Raw genomic sequence first — 16933 nt, forward strand, 5'->3', positions numbered from 1 at the left:
GTATGTTTTAGGTTTTAGGAAGGAGCGGAGGCGGGAAACCGAGGTCTGATATCCGAAGGCCGCAGTCCGAATGCCTTTGTGGAGACAAGGTATGCCTTGTCTCCGGAGACCTTGCAACGTGTCAGTTTTTATCAGGATTCAATATGCATATTTTATTGACCAATGATGACGGGATCCGGGCCATCGGTCTGCGGGCCCTGTATGCGGAGATGGTCCGTGCTGGTCACCGGGTTTCCGTGGTCGCCCCCATGACCGAACAGAGCGCTGTGGGGCATTCGGTGACCTTTTTTTCGCCCCTTCGGGTCAAGGAGGTCGTCGAGCCCGGATTCACGGGGCTGGGAGTCTTCGGGACCCCGGTGGACTGCGTCAAGCTGGCCCTGACCACCCTGCTGGATCCGTCCCCCGATTTGATCCTTTCGGGCATCAACAACGGGGCCAACGTGGGCGTGGATGTCCTTTATTCGGGCACTGTTTCCGCGGCCACCGAAGGGGCCCTGGCCGGTTTTCCGGCCCTGGCCGTTTCCATAGACGATTTTTTTCCCGAGGATCTCTCGGACCAGGCCCGGTTTGTCCGGGAGTTCATCGCTGATAATCAATGGGAGCGGGTCCCCCAAAAATGCGTCCTGAACCTGAATTTTCCCGCCACGGCCCTGGCCGATTCTCCCGGGCTCCGGGTCTGTTCCCAGACCGTGGCCGTGTATCGGGACGGATATGACGCACGCAACGACCCCAGAGGACGGCCCTACTATTGGCTCACTGGAGAGATACCCCCCGAGGAGGTCGTGCCGGGCACGGACAGGGATCTTTTGACCAAAGGATTCGTCACGTTGACCCCCCTGAGCTTTGATTTTACCAACCGGAAGTTTCTGGGAACACTCGAAAACATGATGACCAACGACAAGGGCGGTAAGTAACCGCCGGCCAACAAAAATACGATCACCAAGGAGGAATACATGCCCCTGACATCACCCAAGGAAATGTTCGACCGTGCTTACGGGGAAGGGTTTGCCGTAGGTGCCTTCAACGTCAACAATATGGAAATTATCCAGGGCATCATGGAGGCCTGTGACGAGAAAAAATCCCCGCTCATTCTCCAGGTTTCTGCCGGTGCCAAAAAGTACGCCGGGCTGGTGTACATCCGCAAACTGGTCGAGGCGGCCGTGGAAGACAAGGATCTGCCAGTGGTTCTCCATCTGGACCACGGGGCCAACTTCGAGATCTGCAAGGAAGTCATTGACGGCGGCTTTTCTTCGGTCATGATCGATGGTTCCCACCTGCCCTTTGAGGAGAATATTGCCGAGACCACAAAAGTGGTCGAGTATGCCCATGACAAGGGCGTGTGGGTCGAGGCCGAGCTGGGCCGATTGGCCGGGATGGAGGAGCATGTCTACTCGGAAAAATCCATCTACACCGATCCGGACGAGGCCGTGGAGTTCGTGGAACGCACCGGGTGCGATTCCCTGGCCATTGCCATCGGCACCAGCCACGGGGCCTACAAATTCAAGATGGACGCCGAACCCGAGCTCGATTTCGAACGTCTGGACACCATCGCTGCTCGGATGCCCGGATACCCCATCGTTCTGCACGGGGCTTCCTCGGTTCCCCAGGAATTCGTCAAGGAATGCAATGAGTATGGGGGACAGGTCGAGGGGGCCAAGGGCGTTCCCGAGGACCTCCTGCGCAAGGCCGCATCCAAGGCCGTGTGCAAGATCAACATCGATACGGATATCCGTCTGGCCATGACCGCCGCCATCCGCAAGGCCCTCGTGGACAATCCGGCCAACTTCGATCCCAGAAAGTACCTCGGCCCTGCAAGGCAGGCGGTCAAGGACATGGTCTCCCACAAGATCAAGAACGTGCTCGGGTCTTCGAACACGATCTAGGCAGGGTGCTGGTTTTTTCGAGCGGACAGGTCCTGCTTCCCGGGCAGGCTTGTCCGTTCTTACGCGATTTTTGCATGCAGGTTGTCCGTGTATTTTTTTCGGAATATAGGGGAATTCGGCTATTGTTTGGATTGTTGACGGGTCGGACACCCTACCGGGGCAGAGTTTTGGCCCGCGAAGGGACTGTTTGACGATTTCGCTCAAGAAAAAGGAGAAACGCTATGGCTATCAGGATTGGTTTGAATGGATTCGGGCGGATTGGTCGGTACATGGCCAGACTAATGGCTGGGGAACAGGATCTGGAGCTTGTCGTGGTCAATGCCCACCGCGGGAGCAACAATGATCTGGCCCATCTATTGCGCTATGATTCCGTACACGGGACTTTTACCGGTGCGGTGGAAGCCAATGAATCGGGGTTTCTTCTGGGAGGCAAACAGGTGGCCATCGAGCGGAACGGACCGGCCGAATGGGATTGGGGAAAATACGGTGTGGACATTCTGCTCGAGACCACCGGGATTTTCAAGGACCGTGAGAGTTGCGACAAGCATTTGGCGGCCGGTGCCAAGAAAGTGGTTGTCAGTGCTCCGGCCAAGGGTGCCGACGTGACCGTGGTCATGGGGGTCAATCAGGAAGAGTACGACCCGTCCCACAAGGTTGTCTCCAACGCCTCCTGCACCACCAATTGTCTTGCCCCGGCCGCCAAGGTCATCCACGATGCCTTCGGGATCAAGCATGGACTCATGACCACCATCCATTCCTATACCATGAGTCAGCGGATTCTGGACGGCACGCACAAGGATCTCCGCCGGGCCCGGGCCGCAGCCCTGTCCATGATCCCCACGACCACGGGGGCGGCCAAGGCCGTTACCCAGGTCATTCCCGCCCTGGCCGGAAAACTGGACGGCATGGCCGTTCGCGTGCCAACCCCCAATTCTTCTCTGGTGGATTTCGTCTGCGAACTGGACAAGGCCACCAGCGCCGAAGAAGTCAATGCGGCCTTGGAGGCGGCCTCAGAGGGGGCCATGAACGGCCCTCTTGGATACAGTGATGAACCCCTGGTTTCCATCGACTATAACGGAAGCATCCACGGCGGTGTGGTCGATTCCCTGTGCACGGCGGTCATGGATGGAACCATGCTCAAGCTCCTGCTCTGGTACGACAACGAAGCCGGATTCTCCAACCAGCTGCTCCGGCTGACCAGAATGGTGGCCAAGGATATGTAACGGACACGAGGATAACGACCGGAAACGGGAGGCGGGCAAACGTCTGGAGAAAGGTCGTCCCGGACGTGTTCCGGGACGTTTATGGATGTGTCGCTGCCCTGACGTTGTGGCCGCGTCTTTGTCCTGCCGGGGCCCGGCCTGCGCCGGGGTGACGGATAGGGGCGTATGGCCGGCTTTTGGGGAATAACCGTGTTCCACGGTCATGGTAGTGGGTAGTGTCCAAAAAACGAATGCGTGAAGCGGTCCTCTCGATGAATTCTGGGGAGGCTGCAGCATATTGGAATAAAGGCGGAATCCGTTCATTGCCGGGCGGATCCCGCCTTTTTTCATCTTTGGCGGCTTGCCTTCGGGACCGTTGTTCTCTAGAAAAATATTTCCATACCGCTCCGTATTTGGCCGAACTTTCAACCCCTACCCCACCCCCTTATGTCAGATTTCACCCATCTCCATTGCCATACCGAATATTCCCTGCTCGACGGTGGTATCCGGATCAAGGATCTCTGTTCCCAGGCCGTTGATTTCGGATTTTCCTCGGCCGCCATCTCCGACCACGGCAACCTGTTCGGGGCCCTGGCCTTCTACCAGATGGCCAAGAAATTCGGGATCAAGCCGATCATCGGGTGCGAGGTCTATGTCACCCCCGGGAACATGCATGACAAGGATACCAGGACGCGGTACCACCTTTTGCTTCTGGCCCAGAATAACCAGGGGTACAAGAATCTGGTCAAACTGGTTTCGGACAGCTTCCTGGAAGGGTTCTATTACAAGCCGCGCGTGGACAAGGCCAAATTGCGGGAGTGCAGCGAGGGGATCATTGCCTCCTCGGCCTGCCTCCAGGGAGAGGTCCCCTATGCGCTGCGGCATAAGGGGTTTGATGAGGCCCTTGCTGCGGCCAGGGAGTATGCATCCATCTATCCTGACCGGTTCTATCTCGAACTCATGGTCAACGGACTCAAGGAGCAGGATTCGGTCAACGAACGGCTAAAGGAACTCGCCGAGACCACGAAACTCCCCCTTTTGGCCACCAATGACTGCCACTATCTCTATAAGGAGGATGCCGAGGCCCACGATATCTTGTTGTGTGTGGGGACGGGTAAGCTGGCCAGCGATCCCAAACGGCTCAAGTTCGATACGGACGAGTTCTATTACAAGTCTCCCGAAGTCATGGAGCACGAATTCCGGGGATGTCCCGAGGCCCTGGAGAATGCTGCGCGTATAGCCGAAGCGTGTAATCTCGATCTGGCTCTGAACCAGCATTATTTTCCCGTCTATGACATTCCCGAGGGCAGGACCCTGGATGAGGAGTTCGTCAAGCTGTCCCAGGAAGGACTCAAGCAGCGTCTGGCACAGCTTCCCTATACAGTGGATGAGCAGGTCTACCAGGACCGTATGGGCCAGGAACTCGACGTGATCATTGAAAAGGGGTTTCCCGCCTATTTTCTCATCGTCCAGGACTTCATCAACTGGGCCAAGGCCGAGGGTATACCCGTGGGGCCAGGGCGCGGTTCCGCGGCAGGGAGTATCGTGGCGTGGTCGCTCAGGATCACCGACCTGGATCCCATCAAGTACAAGCTTTTTTTTGAACGGTTCCTCAATGTCGAGCGGGAGTCCATGCCGGATATTGATGTGGATTTTTGCTACAACCGGCGGGAAGAGGTTATCCAGTATGTGAGCAGAAAGTACGGCAAGGATCATGTGGCCCAGATCGTGGCCATGGGAACCATGAAGGCCAAGGGGGTCGTCCGTGACGTTGGGCGGGTCCTGGATATTCCCCTCAAAGAGGTGGACAAGATTGCCAAACTCGTGCCCGACGATCTGGGAATGACCTTGAAAAAGGCCCTGGAGCAGGAGCCCGAATTGGGCAAATTGATGCGTTCCGATGCTCGTGTGGACAAATTGATTACCATCTGCAAACGCCTCGAGGGGCTGGCCCGTCATGCCTCGACCCATGCGGCCGGGCTCGTTATCTCCCAAAAGCCCATGACCGAATATTTGCCGCTCTTCAGGGGCAAGAAGGGAGAGGTGATCACCCAATTCGACAAGAAAAAGGTCGAGGTGGCCGGGTTGATCAAGTTCGACTTTCTGGGCCTGAAGACCTTGACCGTGATCAATGATGCGCTCCGTTTGATCAAGAAAAACGGCAAAACCGTTCCGGATGTGGAAACCTTGCCCCTGGACGATCCCCAGGCCTTTGAACTGCTCTGCCGCGGCGATAGTGACGGGGTCTTCCAGCTCGAGAGTTCGGGCATGAAGAATGTCTTGCGGAGTATGCACCCAAGCTGCTTCGAGGACATCATCGCCCTGCTCGCCCTGTACCGGCCCGGTCCCCTGGAGAGCGGGATGGTCGAACTCTTCGTGCGCAGAAAGCATGGCGAGGAGAAGGTGGAATACCCCTACCCCAGCCTCGAACCCGTGCTCCAGCCCATTTTGGAGGATACCTACGGGGTCATCCTCTATCAGGAACAGGTCATGAAGATCGCCTCGGATCTGGCCAACTATTCACTCGGTGAGGGTGACATCCTGCGCCGGGCCATGGGAAAGAAGGACCCTGCGGTCATGGCCAAGCAGCGGACGAGATTTTTACAGGGGACCCGGGAGAACGACATCCCGGACGAGGCCGCAGAATATGTCTTCGATCTCATGGAAAAGTTCGCCGGGTACGGATTCAATAAGTCGCACAGTGCTGCCTACGCGCTCATTTCCTACCAGACCGCCTATTTGAAGGCCCATTACCCGGCCGAATTCATGGCCGCCATGATCACTTCCGAGGTGAACAACACGGATAAGGTCATGGCCCATGTCAATGCCTGCAGGGAGATGCATATTCCTGTTCTTCCCCCGGATATCAACCGGAGCGATAACGAATTCACTGTCGAAGGGGAGCAGGTCCGGTTTGGACTGTCCGGGATCAAGGGGGTCGGCGGGGCCGCGGTGCAGTCCATCGTGGACGAACGCCGGGCCACAGGGGATTACGAGAATTTGCTCGATTTTTGTCAGCGTGTGAATATGCGCAAGGTGAACAAAAAGGTCATCGAAAGTTTGACCAAGAGTGGGGCCATGGATCCCCTTGGCTGCACACGATGTTCCGTCATGGAGGGCATGGAGCGGGTCATGTCCATGGCCCAGCGTTCCTCCAAGAGCAAGACCGGTGGGCAGCTCTCGTTTCTGGGGTTGGTCACGGAAACAACCTGTGTGTTGACCGGCCTGGGCATGGATATCGAGGAGGCCCGGCTCCCGGAATACCCGGACGAAGAAAAATTCCGTATGGAAAAGGAGGCCTTTGGTTTCTATCTGGTGGGCCACCCCCTGGCTCCGTATCGGGAAGAGATCCATCGGCACGCGTACGCCACGCTCGAGCGGTTGCGTGAGTCCTCGGTGGGTACCGAGGGAAAGGTGGCCGTGATTGTCACTGCCAGAAAGGAGATCCTGACCAAGAAAGGGGATAAGATGGCCTTTTGTCAGGTCGAGGATCTGACCGGAATGGGCGAGGTGATCGTTTTCCCGGAGGTTTTTCTCCAGTTCCGGGAAGAGCTGGGGAGCGAAGAGCCCCTGTTGCTCGAAGGGGCGGTCATCAAGGATGACCGGGACCAGGCCCGTGAAGAGGAAGAAACCGTTCTCAAGCTTCGGGCCATATCGTTCAAACCCCTGGCCGGGGCCATCAAGGAGGGCATTGCCGCTGCCTCCATCCATGTGGTTCATCCCGAGGGAACGGTGCAGGAGTTCATCGAGGGGCTCAAGGATGTCCTGGACAGATATCCCGGGGAGAATCCGGTCCACCTCTCTTTGGAGATGAACGGGTTTTTATGCACGGTCCGTCTCGGGCCCGCCTTCCAGGTCAGCACGGGACCCGTATTCTGGAAGGAGGTCGAAAACTGGAAGGCGGGGATCTCCCGGAGCGGGGATTTGCCGGGGTGATGGTTTGTTTTGTGGGAAAATTTTAATAAAAAAAGGAAGTTATTGCAATGAGTCATAGCGGAAGGTGGCGTCTCCGTGTCCGTTCGGATTTCAGCGCCGCCCATCAACTCAGGCATTATCAGGGCAAGTGCGAAACCCTCCACGGCCACAATTTCATTGTCGAGGCCGAGGTTTCCGGAACCAGGCTGGACCCCAAGATCGGTTATCTGATGGATTTTAAGGAACTCAAGAACAGGTTGGAAACGGTTCTGGAGACCCTTGACCACACCTGCCTGAACGAACTCCCCTGTTTTGCCACCAGCAATCCGACCTCCGAGGAATTGGCCAGGTATATTTTCGAGGGATTGGACGCACGGCTGCAGGACTGTACTGTCCGGCTGGGCTGGGTTATGGTCGCGGAAAAGGACAGCTCCATGGCATTTTACGAGCGGTGTGATCACGGCCTGCAACATACCGGACCGGAGGGAACACCGTGAGAGCCGTTATCCAGCGTGTGCGCAGGGCCCAAGTATGTGTCGACGGATGCGAGGTCGGGGCTATCGGAAAGGGGATGGTCGTTCTTCTCGGCTTTGGGGGAGACGACGGACCCGGTTTGGTCGGTTCTCCTGCCTGGAAGGGGATCGTGGGCAAAATTGCCAACCTGCGGATTTTTCCCGGTGACAAGGGACACTTCGATTCTTCCCTGCTCGAGGCCGGGGGGGGGGTTCTCCTTGTTTCTCAATTCACGCTGTACGCCGAGTGCAAAAAGGGGCGGCGGCCGTCCTTTTCCCACGCCCTACCCCCCGGTCTGGCTGAGCCCCTGTTCAACCGGTTTGCCGAGGATCTGGCCGGACTCTGTCCGGAAGTGGCAACGGGGGTCTTTGGTGCGGAGATGGATGTACAACTCTGTAACTGGGGACCGGTGACCCTGGTCCTGGACAGCAGGGACCTTTTTCCCGGAGGAAACCAAACGGGGTGATCTTTGGGGAATGGCCGCCGGGGTGACATGGAAACCCCATCCTTTTGGGAATCCCTGATATACGCGTGTGTGCATACCAATTTTTTTTGAACGGGGGGATCATGGCCTATTTTCTCCACCACCATTTTAATCCTGATTTCGACCATAGTCGGCTTTCCCCCCAATCGCTCGCCGGGGGGGGGGTGGACCACCATAAACTCGGCTATGTGCAGAATGTCGGCGAGGGAGATGTGCTGGCCGCCTGGGAAGAGATCCCTTCCGGCGACGACTCCCGCTTTGATCCCAGGTTCGTGTACGCGGAAAAGATTTTTCCCGTAGGACGCAACTGCCGTGTGGATCCCAAAAACCCTGATCGTCTCCTGGCCGGTGCCGACGGGTATGTCTTCTACCTCGACGGAACGATCAACGTCAAAAAGGTGCTCAACGTCCGTGGTGATGTTGATTATCATACCGGAAATATACGTTTTGTGGGCGATATGATCATCCACGGCAGGATCCGGTCCGGTTTCGAGGTCCGGGCGGGAAATATTCGGGTCCTTGGGAACGTCAACGGGGCCAAAGTGCGCGCGACCGGGTCCCTCCAGGTGGATGGGGGGATCAAAGGGAGCAAGAATGCGGATATCAGGGCGCAGGGGACCATCCGTGCCCGTTTTGTCGAACACGCCGTCCTCAGGGCCGGGAGGGACATCCTCATCGATGGGGCCTGCACCCATTGTGACCTCTTTGCTCCCCGAAGGATCGCTATCAAAGGGCGGTTCCAGGGAGGTACTGTCTATTCCCAGGGGATCGTGTATGTGCGGGAGCGGGTCGGTTGCGGCATGGGGGGAAGAACCAATCTCGTTCTGGGATTCGATTCCGGGCTCTTGCGTGGTGCCGATCTGCTCATGACGAGGATCAAACGATCCCGCACCCTGCTGGACCGTACACGCGGGGAAAAAACCGGAGAGGGCCAAGATCCCTCGGCTCAGGAACGTTTGCAGCAGAGATTGGACAGTCTCAAGGCCCGTCAGCGAAAAGTCTGGGAGGTCATTGGGACGACCTTTAATGAGGCTTCCCGGCTCCTCGTTCCGGGCACGATCCTCCCGGGGGTGGATATAAGTATCGGCCCGGCCCATTTGCGGATCGAAGAACCATTGCAGGACGTGGGGTTTTTTTTCAAGGACAATGAGTTGTGCCGGTTTTCACCGGCGCTCAAGGGATGAAGACCTGTGATTATAGGCCGTTGCGGATTGTCCGGACGGTCCGAGGGGCTTGCCGGTCCGCCCAGAAGGCGGGAATGGCTGTAACCGGTAAACGATGTAATTATCCAGACCACAACGTTGATATTATAACCTATTAAAATTTAACGTCAAATCTGGGCGTTGGTCAACAAATTTCGGAAATTGGAGGAGGTAAGAAATCCGCCATGCTGATTTTTGGAAAATGTACCTGAACAGGTACCAAACGATAACAATAAGTGTCTCGCATGGATGTAGGAACATTACTGGGTATTGTCGTCTGTTTCGGGCTTATCGTCACCGCCGTGCTTCTGGGGGGGAGTCTGACCGCATTCGTGGACGTCCCCTCGATATGCATCGTCATCGGCGGAACCGTTGCCTCGGTCTTTATCATGTATCCCATGGCCACGGTGTTCGGGGCGGTCAAGGTGATGCTGAAGGCCTTTTTTGCCCGGGCCCCCAAACCCCTTGACCTCATTTCCTCGATTGTCGAATTGGCGGAACTGGCCCGCAAAGAGAGTTTGGTGGCCCTTGAAAAGGCCGAGGTGGATGATCCATTTCTCAAGAAAGGCATGCTTCTGATCGCCGACGGCACCGAAGAGTACCTTGTCCGTTCTGTTCTGGAAACAGAGATCAATTTTATGAAACAGCGCCACCGGCGCGGGCAGGGGATCTTCAAGTCAATGGGGGCCATGTCCCCGGCCTTTGGTATGATCGGGACCCTGGTCGGTCTGGTGAATATGCTCCAGAACCTTGATGACCCTTCGTCCATTGGGCCGGCCATGGCCGTGGCCCTGTTGACGACCTTCTATGGTGCCGTGCTGGCCAATGTGGTCTTTTTACCCATCGCGACCAAGCTCGGGGAGCGCTCGGCAGAGGACGCCCTGTACATGGAGATCACCGTGGAAGGGGTGATTTCCATCCTCAACGGGGAGAATCCCAGGATCGTCCAGGACAAGCTCGAAGCCTATCTGGCTCCCGTGCTCAGGGAGAAAAGTGGATCATGAAAGGCGTGGATCGTAAGCCCATCCCTATGCCCAAAAAGCAGGACCAGGAGACGGAATGCGAGGCCGGAGCGCCGGCATGGATGGCTACTTTTGCCGACCTCATGTCCCTTTTGTTGACTTTTTTCGTTCTTCTCCTGTCCTTTGCCAATATGGATATCCAGAAATTCCAGGATATGATGGGATCGGTCAAGGATGCCTTTGGGGTCCAGGTCAAACGCAAGCAGGACACGTACATCGCGTTCTCCCCTTCCAAGTTCGAGCGCAGGGACATGAGCGTGAACAAGCAGAGTCAGGAGGTCATGGGGCTGAATATGGCCGTGCAGTCCGCACTGCAAAAGGATGAGACGCTCAAGAAAAACGTGGACCTCAAGCCGGACGATTCGGGACTGCTCATGCGTATCGGCAGCGGGGTCATGTTCGAACCGGGGTCTGCGGTGCTGACCAAGGAGGCCGTTCCCGTTCTGGCCAGGGTGATCAAGATCCTCAAGGACTACAACTTCGATCTTATCGTTCGGGGGCATACCGACGACACCATCGATCCTTCGGACAACTATCCCTCCAACTGGGAGCTTTCCTCGGCCCGTGCCGCCTCTGCAGTGCGCTATCTGCTGGACAAGAGCGACGTATCGCCTTTCCGGGTCAAGGCGGTGGGGTATGCGGATACCCGCCCCCTGCTCCCCAATACCTCGGAAGCGAACAGGCGGCATAACCGCAGGGTGGAATTCTATTTCAGACATCCGGACATAAAAAACTGAGCGCAGGGACACTGGGTAAAAGGCACGGTGTCCTGGGTGCACCAAAACATGGTCATGAGCGAGAAATCTCCAGCGAGCTATACGGTCCAACCCATTTTTCAGGGCAAGGAACTCATTGATACCGTTCTTGAGGACGGTCACGGCAAAAAACGCCACCTCGTTGGACGCCATGGAAAACGGTTGGAGGAACGGTTGGTCGCGGGGACGGACCTCTCTGGGGACGTCCTACCGGTCCTTGTCGGGAGCGGGATAGGCCATGGACTGAAAGCCCTGCTTGGGATCTGGGACGGTCCCGTGGCCGTTGTGGACAAGGAACAACCCCTCTGGGAGACGACCGGGGTCAGGACGGATGTTCTGGGGCTGGAACGTGTTTTGTGGGTCGATTCTCCGGATGTGGACGGAGCCTTGGGGGACCTGACGCGTTGGCAGATGGGTCAGGACGGACACCCCCCCATGGTGCCCCTGGTCCATCCGGCGTACAAACGGATCGATCCCGATTACTATGGAACGATCGTCCGAAGCCTCGGGGCGAGCCGTAGGGACAATTTTTGGGCCAGAACCAGGTATCCCAGGTTCACTTCCGCCCACCCCCGTGTGCTGCTTTTGACCAGCGGATATTTTCTCATTGGTGAGTTCAAGAGTGCATGCGACCGTATGGGGGTTCCCTATAAACTGATCGTCTTGCCCGATGAAGAGATCGGCTGCCAGGAATTTGTCGAGGAAATTTTGCAGGCGGTGGTCTCGTTCCATCCGGATTTTATCCTGACCATCAACCATCTCGGGGTCGACCGAGAAGGGGTGTTGACCGGTCTTTTGGAGAAGATGGACATTCCTCTGGCTTCCTGGTTCGTGGATAATCCACATCTCATCCTCTACCGCTACCAAGACCTGTCCTCGCCGTTGACGACCATATTCACCTGGGATGCGGACAATCTTCCCACCCTGGAACGCAGGGGATTCCGGAATGTCCATTATCTCCCCTTGGCAACGGATGTGCACAAGTTTTTACCCCGTCCCTGTTCGGCCGGTCATCAGGGCTGGGGAGCGGATATCTCCTTTGTGGGCAATTCCATGGTCCACAAGGTGGAGGACAAACTCCGGCTTTTCGACTTCCCCCCAGGCCTCAAGGGGATGTTCAAAACTGTGGCCCGGGGATTTGGCCCCGCAGGGGAGTCCTGTGTGGAGTCGTACCTTGCAACGGCCCACCCGGAATTGGCCAGGGACTTTGCCCGCATGGAACGCATGGAAGACAGGTTGGCCTATGAGACCCTGGTCACCTGGCAGGCGACTCTTGAGTACCGTTTGTCCTGTGTCCGGGAGATCCTTTCTTCCACCCCGTTGATAGTTGGTGACGATGGCTGGCAGCGGTTGCTGGGTGCGCCGGGGAAGGATTGGCGCTATCATCCCGGTCTGAGTTACTACAATGAATTGCCGTTGTTCTATCCCTGTTCGGCCATCAATTTCAATTGCACGAGTTTGCAGATGAAGGGGGCGGTCAACCAGCGGGTCTTTGATGTCCCGGCATGCGGGAGTTTTTTGCTCACCGACCACCGCCGCCAACTCGAGGATCTGTTCGACCCCGGTAAAGAGGTCATCTGCTTCCACGATCCCGGAGAGATCCAGGATTTGGTCCGTTTCTACCTCGAGCATGATAGCCTGCGCGACGAGATCGTCGGCAGGGCCCGCAAAAGGGTGTTGGCAGAACATACCTACGAGCACCGTATCCAGAAGATTTTCAGGACCATGCGCGACCTGTACGCTTAGTACCCATACCCCGGCATCCAAGCTCCTTGGCTGTTTGGTGGGGAACCCTTGCCCATATTCGATCATGAAACCGATTCTCGTCATCCAGATGCAGCGCATGGGGGATCTGATCCTGACCTTTCCCCTCCTTCTGTGGCTCGAGCGCCATTACCCGGGCCGAGGGATCGTGGTCGTGGCCGAACCGCGGTTCTACAAGGACCTGGCCTCCATTGGGCCGACGGTCACCTATGTTTCCCATGCCGACCGTGGTTGGCTGGAATCCAGAGCGTTTTCCCTGGTCATCAACCTGAGCCATCGCAGGGAGTCCGCATGGATTGCGGGGAATGTCCGGGCAGAGGAAAAAATCGGGCCGATGCTCGATCCCGACGGCAACATGTATATCAACGGGGATTGGCAGCTCTACCGGGCCTCCCTGGTGGACAACAACCGCCACAACACTTTCCATTGGGCGGACCTCAACGCGTTGGACGCTATTCCACCCAACCTGTTGCGGGCCACCTCGTGGCAGCGACCACGGCGTCTTCCGTCGAACAACCCCAAGGTGGGGATTTTTCTCGGGGCCAGCCAGGCCGAAAAGAAACCCGGTCACCTGTTTTGGGCCGATCTGGCCAAGGGATTGATCACCAAGGGAATCCGGCCGGTTCTCCTCGGCGGACCCGGGGAAAGGGCGTGCGGCCGGAGTGTTGCCACGGGTCTGGATGTTCCCGTACTGGATTTGAGCGGTCGAACGACCCTCCAGGAACTGGCCAGGATAGGGCAGAGTCTGCAGCTGATGATCACTCCGGATACCGGGCCCATGCACCTGGCCGCCTGGACCGGTCTACGGACGCTCAACCTGTCCATGGGCCCGGTCAATCCCTGGGAGACGGGTCCGTACCAGACGGACCATTATGTTCTCAAAACATCCATGAGCTGTGCCGGGTGCTGGTCGTGCCGTTTCGATCGGCCGAGGTGTGCGGACGGATTTACGGCCCCAAAGGTTGTCCGGATCGTCCTGGAAATCATGCGGGGCCGTGAGGCCAATCTGGAAAAAATGGTCCTGCCGGGGATGGAACTCTTGCGGACCTCCCGGAGGGATGGATTCTACTGGCTCGATCCCCTGCATACCCGCGGACACAGCCCGTCATGCCGGGCCCTACTGGATCTCTTCTGGCATTCGTTCTGGAAGTGGTATTTCGGTCTGGGGCCGGAGCAAGAGATCTGCCGGGACGCCGCCGGTCTTCTAGCCGCATTCCCCCGGGTGGCTGCGACCATGCAAAAGACATTGGTCGGTCTGTGCCGGGACCTGCGGGGGCAGTCCCCACCCCGCGGCACGCTGGATTATGCTTGTGGGGACCGATTGACCATCCCCGCCCTTTCGCCATGTCTCTGCTTTGGTCGACTGGTTCTTGAAAACGGTAATTTTTCCCGCCGATCCTTTCTCAGGGTCTTGTCGCTTTTCGACCGTATTCTCTCCCTCCTCTCTCCGTCGTTTTTCTCCCATTGATCCTTTAGTTTGGGCTGCCTTGGAACGTCTCTTGTAAGAGAGGTGTTCCAAGGAGGTAGCCCATGCAGATATTTTCTCCCTTGATGCAGCCCAGCAACCAATCCCTTGCCGGTCCTCCGGACTGGAACCAGGGAACGGAAAGCAAGAGCGGCAAAGGATTCGATACCTGTTTTTCAGAGAGCCTTGCCCCGGACGGGAACGGGAATCCCGGCGGGGGGGCAACGGATTCGACCCGGCAAAAAGCGGATACGGGATCATCCCCATCTGAAGAAAACCGGGAAGATTTTTCCCAGGCAGAGGCGAAGGAGCCGGCATCCGTCCAGGCAACGGTGACGGATACGCAGGCCCTCCAGACCGATGAGCACGACCGGTCCGGCGGGAAAAAGATGGCGACCCTGGAGAACGGCAACGAACCATCCAGCTCCAAGAAGACCGGGGACAAGGAAGAGGATGCACGGCAATCCCTGTTGCAGCTTCTGTCCATGCTTGGACAGGGTCTGTCCGAAAAAACGGCATCTTCGGCTTCCGAGCGGAGTCGGGGGATTTCCATGGATCAGGCCGCAACCGATATGCTCCGGTTGTGCCGATCCTTGCTGGAAGGGACCCCCGGTCCGGAGGGACGGGAGGGCCGGGTAACGGTTGCAATGGTCCAGGAACTCGCCGGCAACAAGGAGCTCTTGTCCAAACTCCGTACCCTGCTCGACCAGGCCGATACCCCCGGTATGCAGGAAAAGAATATCCTTTCGCAGATGAAGGCGGCCGGGTTGACCACGGAAGATATTTCCATGCTGCGAAAAATTATTGGTGGCGGGACCGATACGCCCGGCCCCCAAATGCGTGGAGAAACGTTCGCGGAGGGGATGCCGGACACGAAGCGAGCTGCTGGACGGCCCACCGGAGCCAAGGAGGGGGGCAAGACCCCGTCTGTCCAGGCGAAGCACCCTGCTGGTCCGGACCAGGGTTTGGACAAGGAGTGGACCGGATTGCGGGATGTATTGAACAAAAAGACCACTGTTGAATCCTCAAACATGGAGCAACGCGGTACGGACGGGAAGGGGACCGGATCCACGCAGGGGATTTTTGCCCAACACGAGAACGAGCGGAATGGGGTGGGAACTGATGCCGGGTCCCGACTCTTTGGCGACGGGGAACAAGGGGACGGCGAAAGACGGACCCCGGCAGGGGAGACCGGCCGGTTCCGTGATATGAGCGGGTCCGGGGACGGACGTGGTTCGTCAGGCCACAAGGATGCGTCCGGCCGGTCCGGGGACACCCCTGCCCGTTCCGATGGACTGTTTTCCCGGACCTTTCTGGATCCGGACCCGGCAGGAGAAAAGTTCTCCATGCAACGCAAGGAGGTTTCCAGAAATGTCCTCGATCAGGTCCAGCGTGGGGCGTTCCGCAATCTCGGCCAAGGAAGGAAGCAGCTGACCCTCAAGCTCAACCCGGCCGATCTGGGTACGGTGAATGTGGTACTCCAGGTCAGGGGAAAGGACGTCAATGCGGTGTTAAAGACCAACCATGAGGACACCTCGCGCATTCTGGGAGAACAGATGACCCAACTCCGGGACCATCTCGAAAAGCAGGGTCTCCGGGTGGTCAAGCTGGAGGTCCAGAATCAGATGGGAACCAATGAACGTCCTGACCAATGGAACGGAGGTTCCGAGCACAACCAATCCAAGGAGCGGTTCGAGGCCAATATGCGCGAGCTGCGCTGGCGTTCTCTCCGGGGAGAGGGTGAAGGAATGGCCCGTGAAATGCATATACCAGATCACGAGGTAAATATTTCCCCCAGGGGAGTGGATTTTTTTGCATAGCACGAGGTCATCATGTCGGGAATACAGACAGCAGGAAATATCTTGGGAGCCTATGAGCGGGATCAGGCCGCAGCGAACCAGGTCACCGGGGATTCATCAGAACTGGGCAAGGACGCCTTTTTACAGCTCCTGGTCACCCAGCTCGAAAACCAGGACCCGCTCGAGCCCATGGAAGACACCCAGTTTATCTCCCAGCTGGCGGAATTCTCCAATCTTGAGCAGATGACGAATATCTCCGGTGGAATAGATACCCTGGTCGACAACAGCTCCCAGGATATGCTCAGCGGAGTGAACTACATCGGCAAGGGAGTGGTCTCCTCCGGGAGTACGGTCAGCAAGAGCGGCGACCAGACATCCGCCCTCTACTATACCATAGACAACGCAGCCGTACGTATGACCATCAATATTTTTGATGCGGCCGGGAACATGGTCGATTCGGAAGAGGTCGGTGCCAAGCAGGCCGGAACCTATGGTTTCAATTGGGACGGGATCGACTATGATGGGCAGGCGCAGCCCGACGGCACCTATTCGGTCACTTTTGCGGCCGAAGGGGCCAATGGCGAACCGGTCCTGACGAGCACCGAAGTGGCCGGGGTCGTATCCAGTGTGGAATCTGTGGACGGACAGACCCTGCTCAACCTGTCCGATGGCCGGTCCGTGAATATTCTCGATGTCCGCGAAGTGGCCATGATCCCGGAAGCATCGGATCAGAACGCACCAGATGGATCAGGGGAAGAATAACATCGGGTCCGAAAGAGAAATTCTGGAGGACCCCGGATCGACCATGTGCTTCCAAGACATGGGTGATCAAGGGAAAAGGAGGAAATTATGGGATTGTCAGCAGCTCTTTACTCGGGAACCAGCGGCCTCAAGGCCCACGGAGAATCCATGACCGTCATCGGCAACAA

13 protein-coding genes are annotated in these 16933 nt (G+C 57.4%); all 13 read left to right on the plus strand.

All coding sequences use genetic code 11. The features are described 5' to 3' along the window. Nucleotides 1–143: 143 nt before the first annotated feature. Complete coding sequence (gene surE / locus ACY692_RS11465) at nucleotides 144–914, plus strand: 5'/3'-nucleotidase SurE (protein WP_462325502.1); 771 nt, start codon at nucleotides 144–146, stop codon at nucleotides 912–914. Nucleotides 915–953: 39 nt separating this feature from the next. Continuing rightward, entirely contained in the window at nucleotides 954–1883 is a 930-nt protein-coding gene (gene fba, locus ACY692_RS11470) for a class II fructose-1,6-bisphosphate aldolase (protein ID WP_462325503.1), read from the plus strand. Between the two features lie 221 nt (nucleotides 1884–2104). Beyond that, on the plus strand, nucleotides 2105–3106 hold the full coding sequence (gene gap, locus ACY692_RS11475; protein WP_462325504.1) for a type I glyceraldehyde-3-phosphate dehydrogenase: 1002 nt from the start codon (nucleotides 2105–2107) through the stop codon (nucleotides 3104–3106). 426 nt (nucleotides 3107–3532) lie between these two features. Further along, a complete protein-coding gene (gene dnaE, locus ACY692_RS11480; protein ID WP_462325505.1) occupies nucleotides 3533–7021 on the plus strand; it encodes a DNA polymerase III subunit alpha in 3489 nt (1162 codons plus the stop codon). Nucleotides 7022–7068: 47 nt separating this feature from the next. After that, on the plus strand, nucleotides 7069–7497 hold the full coding sequence (queD, locus tag ACY692_RS11485; protein WP_462325506.1) for a 6-carboxytetrahydropterin synthase QueD: 429 nt from the start codon (nucleotides 7069–7071) through the stop codon (nucleotides 7495–7497). Next, complete coding sequence (gene dtd, locus ACY692_RS11490; RefSeq protein ID WP_462325507.1) at nucleotides 7494–7979, plus strand: D-aminoacyl-tRNA deacylase; 486 nt, start codon at nucleotides 7494–7496, stop codon at nucleotides 7977–7979. Before queD ends, dtd begins: the two co-directional genes overlap by 4 nt. Before the next feature lie 101 nt (nucleotides 7980–8080). Continuing rightward, nucleotides 8081–9181 (plus strand): FapA family protein, encoded by a 1101-nt coding sequence (locus tag ACY692_RS11495; RefSeq protein ID WP_462325508.1) that lies wholly within the window; start codon nucleotides 8081–8083, stop codon nucleotides 9179–9181. A 263-nt stretch (nucleotides 9182–9444) separates the two neighbouring features. Beyond that, nucleotides 9445–10203: a motility protein A gene (locus ACY692_RS11500; protein ID WP_462325509.1), complete on the plus strand. Its 759-nt coding sequence runs from the start codon at nucleotides 9445–9447 to the stop codon at nucleotides 10201–10203. Next, nucleotides 10200–10958, plus strand: a complete 759-nt coding sequence (locus ACY692_RS11505; protein ID WP_462325510.1) for an OmpA/MotB family protein — start codon at nucleotides 10200–10202, stop codon at nucleotides 10956–10958. The genes ACY692_RS11500 and ACY692_RS11505 overlap by 4 nt, the downstream gene beginning before the upstream one ends. Nucleotides 10959–11012: 54 nt before the next feature. Then, nucleotides 11013–12722, plus strand: coding sequence for a CgeB family protein (locus tag ACY692_RS11510; RefSeq protein ID WP_462325511.1), 1710 nt, complete (start codon nucleotides 11013–11015; stop codon nucleotides 12720–12722). 64 nt (nucleotides 12723–12786) lie between these two features. Next, on the plus strand, nucleotides 12787–14208 hold the full coding sequence (locus ACY692_RS11515; RefSeq protein WP_462325512.1) for a glycosyltransferase family 9 protein: 1422 nt from the start codon (nucleotides 12787–12789) through the stop codon (nucleotides 14206–14208). Between the two features lie 62 nt (nucleotides 14209–14270). After that, nucleotides 14271–16025: a flagellar hook-length control protein FliK gene (locus tag ACY692_RS11520; RefSeq protein WP_462325513.1), complete on the plus strand. Its 1755-nt coding sequence runs from the start codon at nucleotides 14271–14273 to the stop codon at nucleotides 16023–16025. Nucleotides 16026–16037: 12 nt separating this feature from the next. After that, complete coding sequence (locus tag ACY692_RS11525; protein ID WP_462325514.1) at nucleotides 16038–16766, plus strand: flagellar hook assembly protein FlgD; 729 nt, start codon at nucleotides 16038–16040, stop codon at nucleotides 16764–16766. Nucleotides 16767–16933: the final 167 nt, after the last annotated feature.

Source organism: Desulfoplanes sp., from assembly GCF_054921335.1.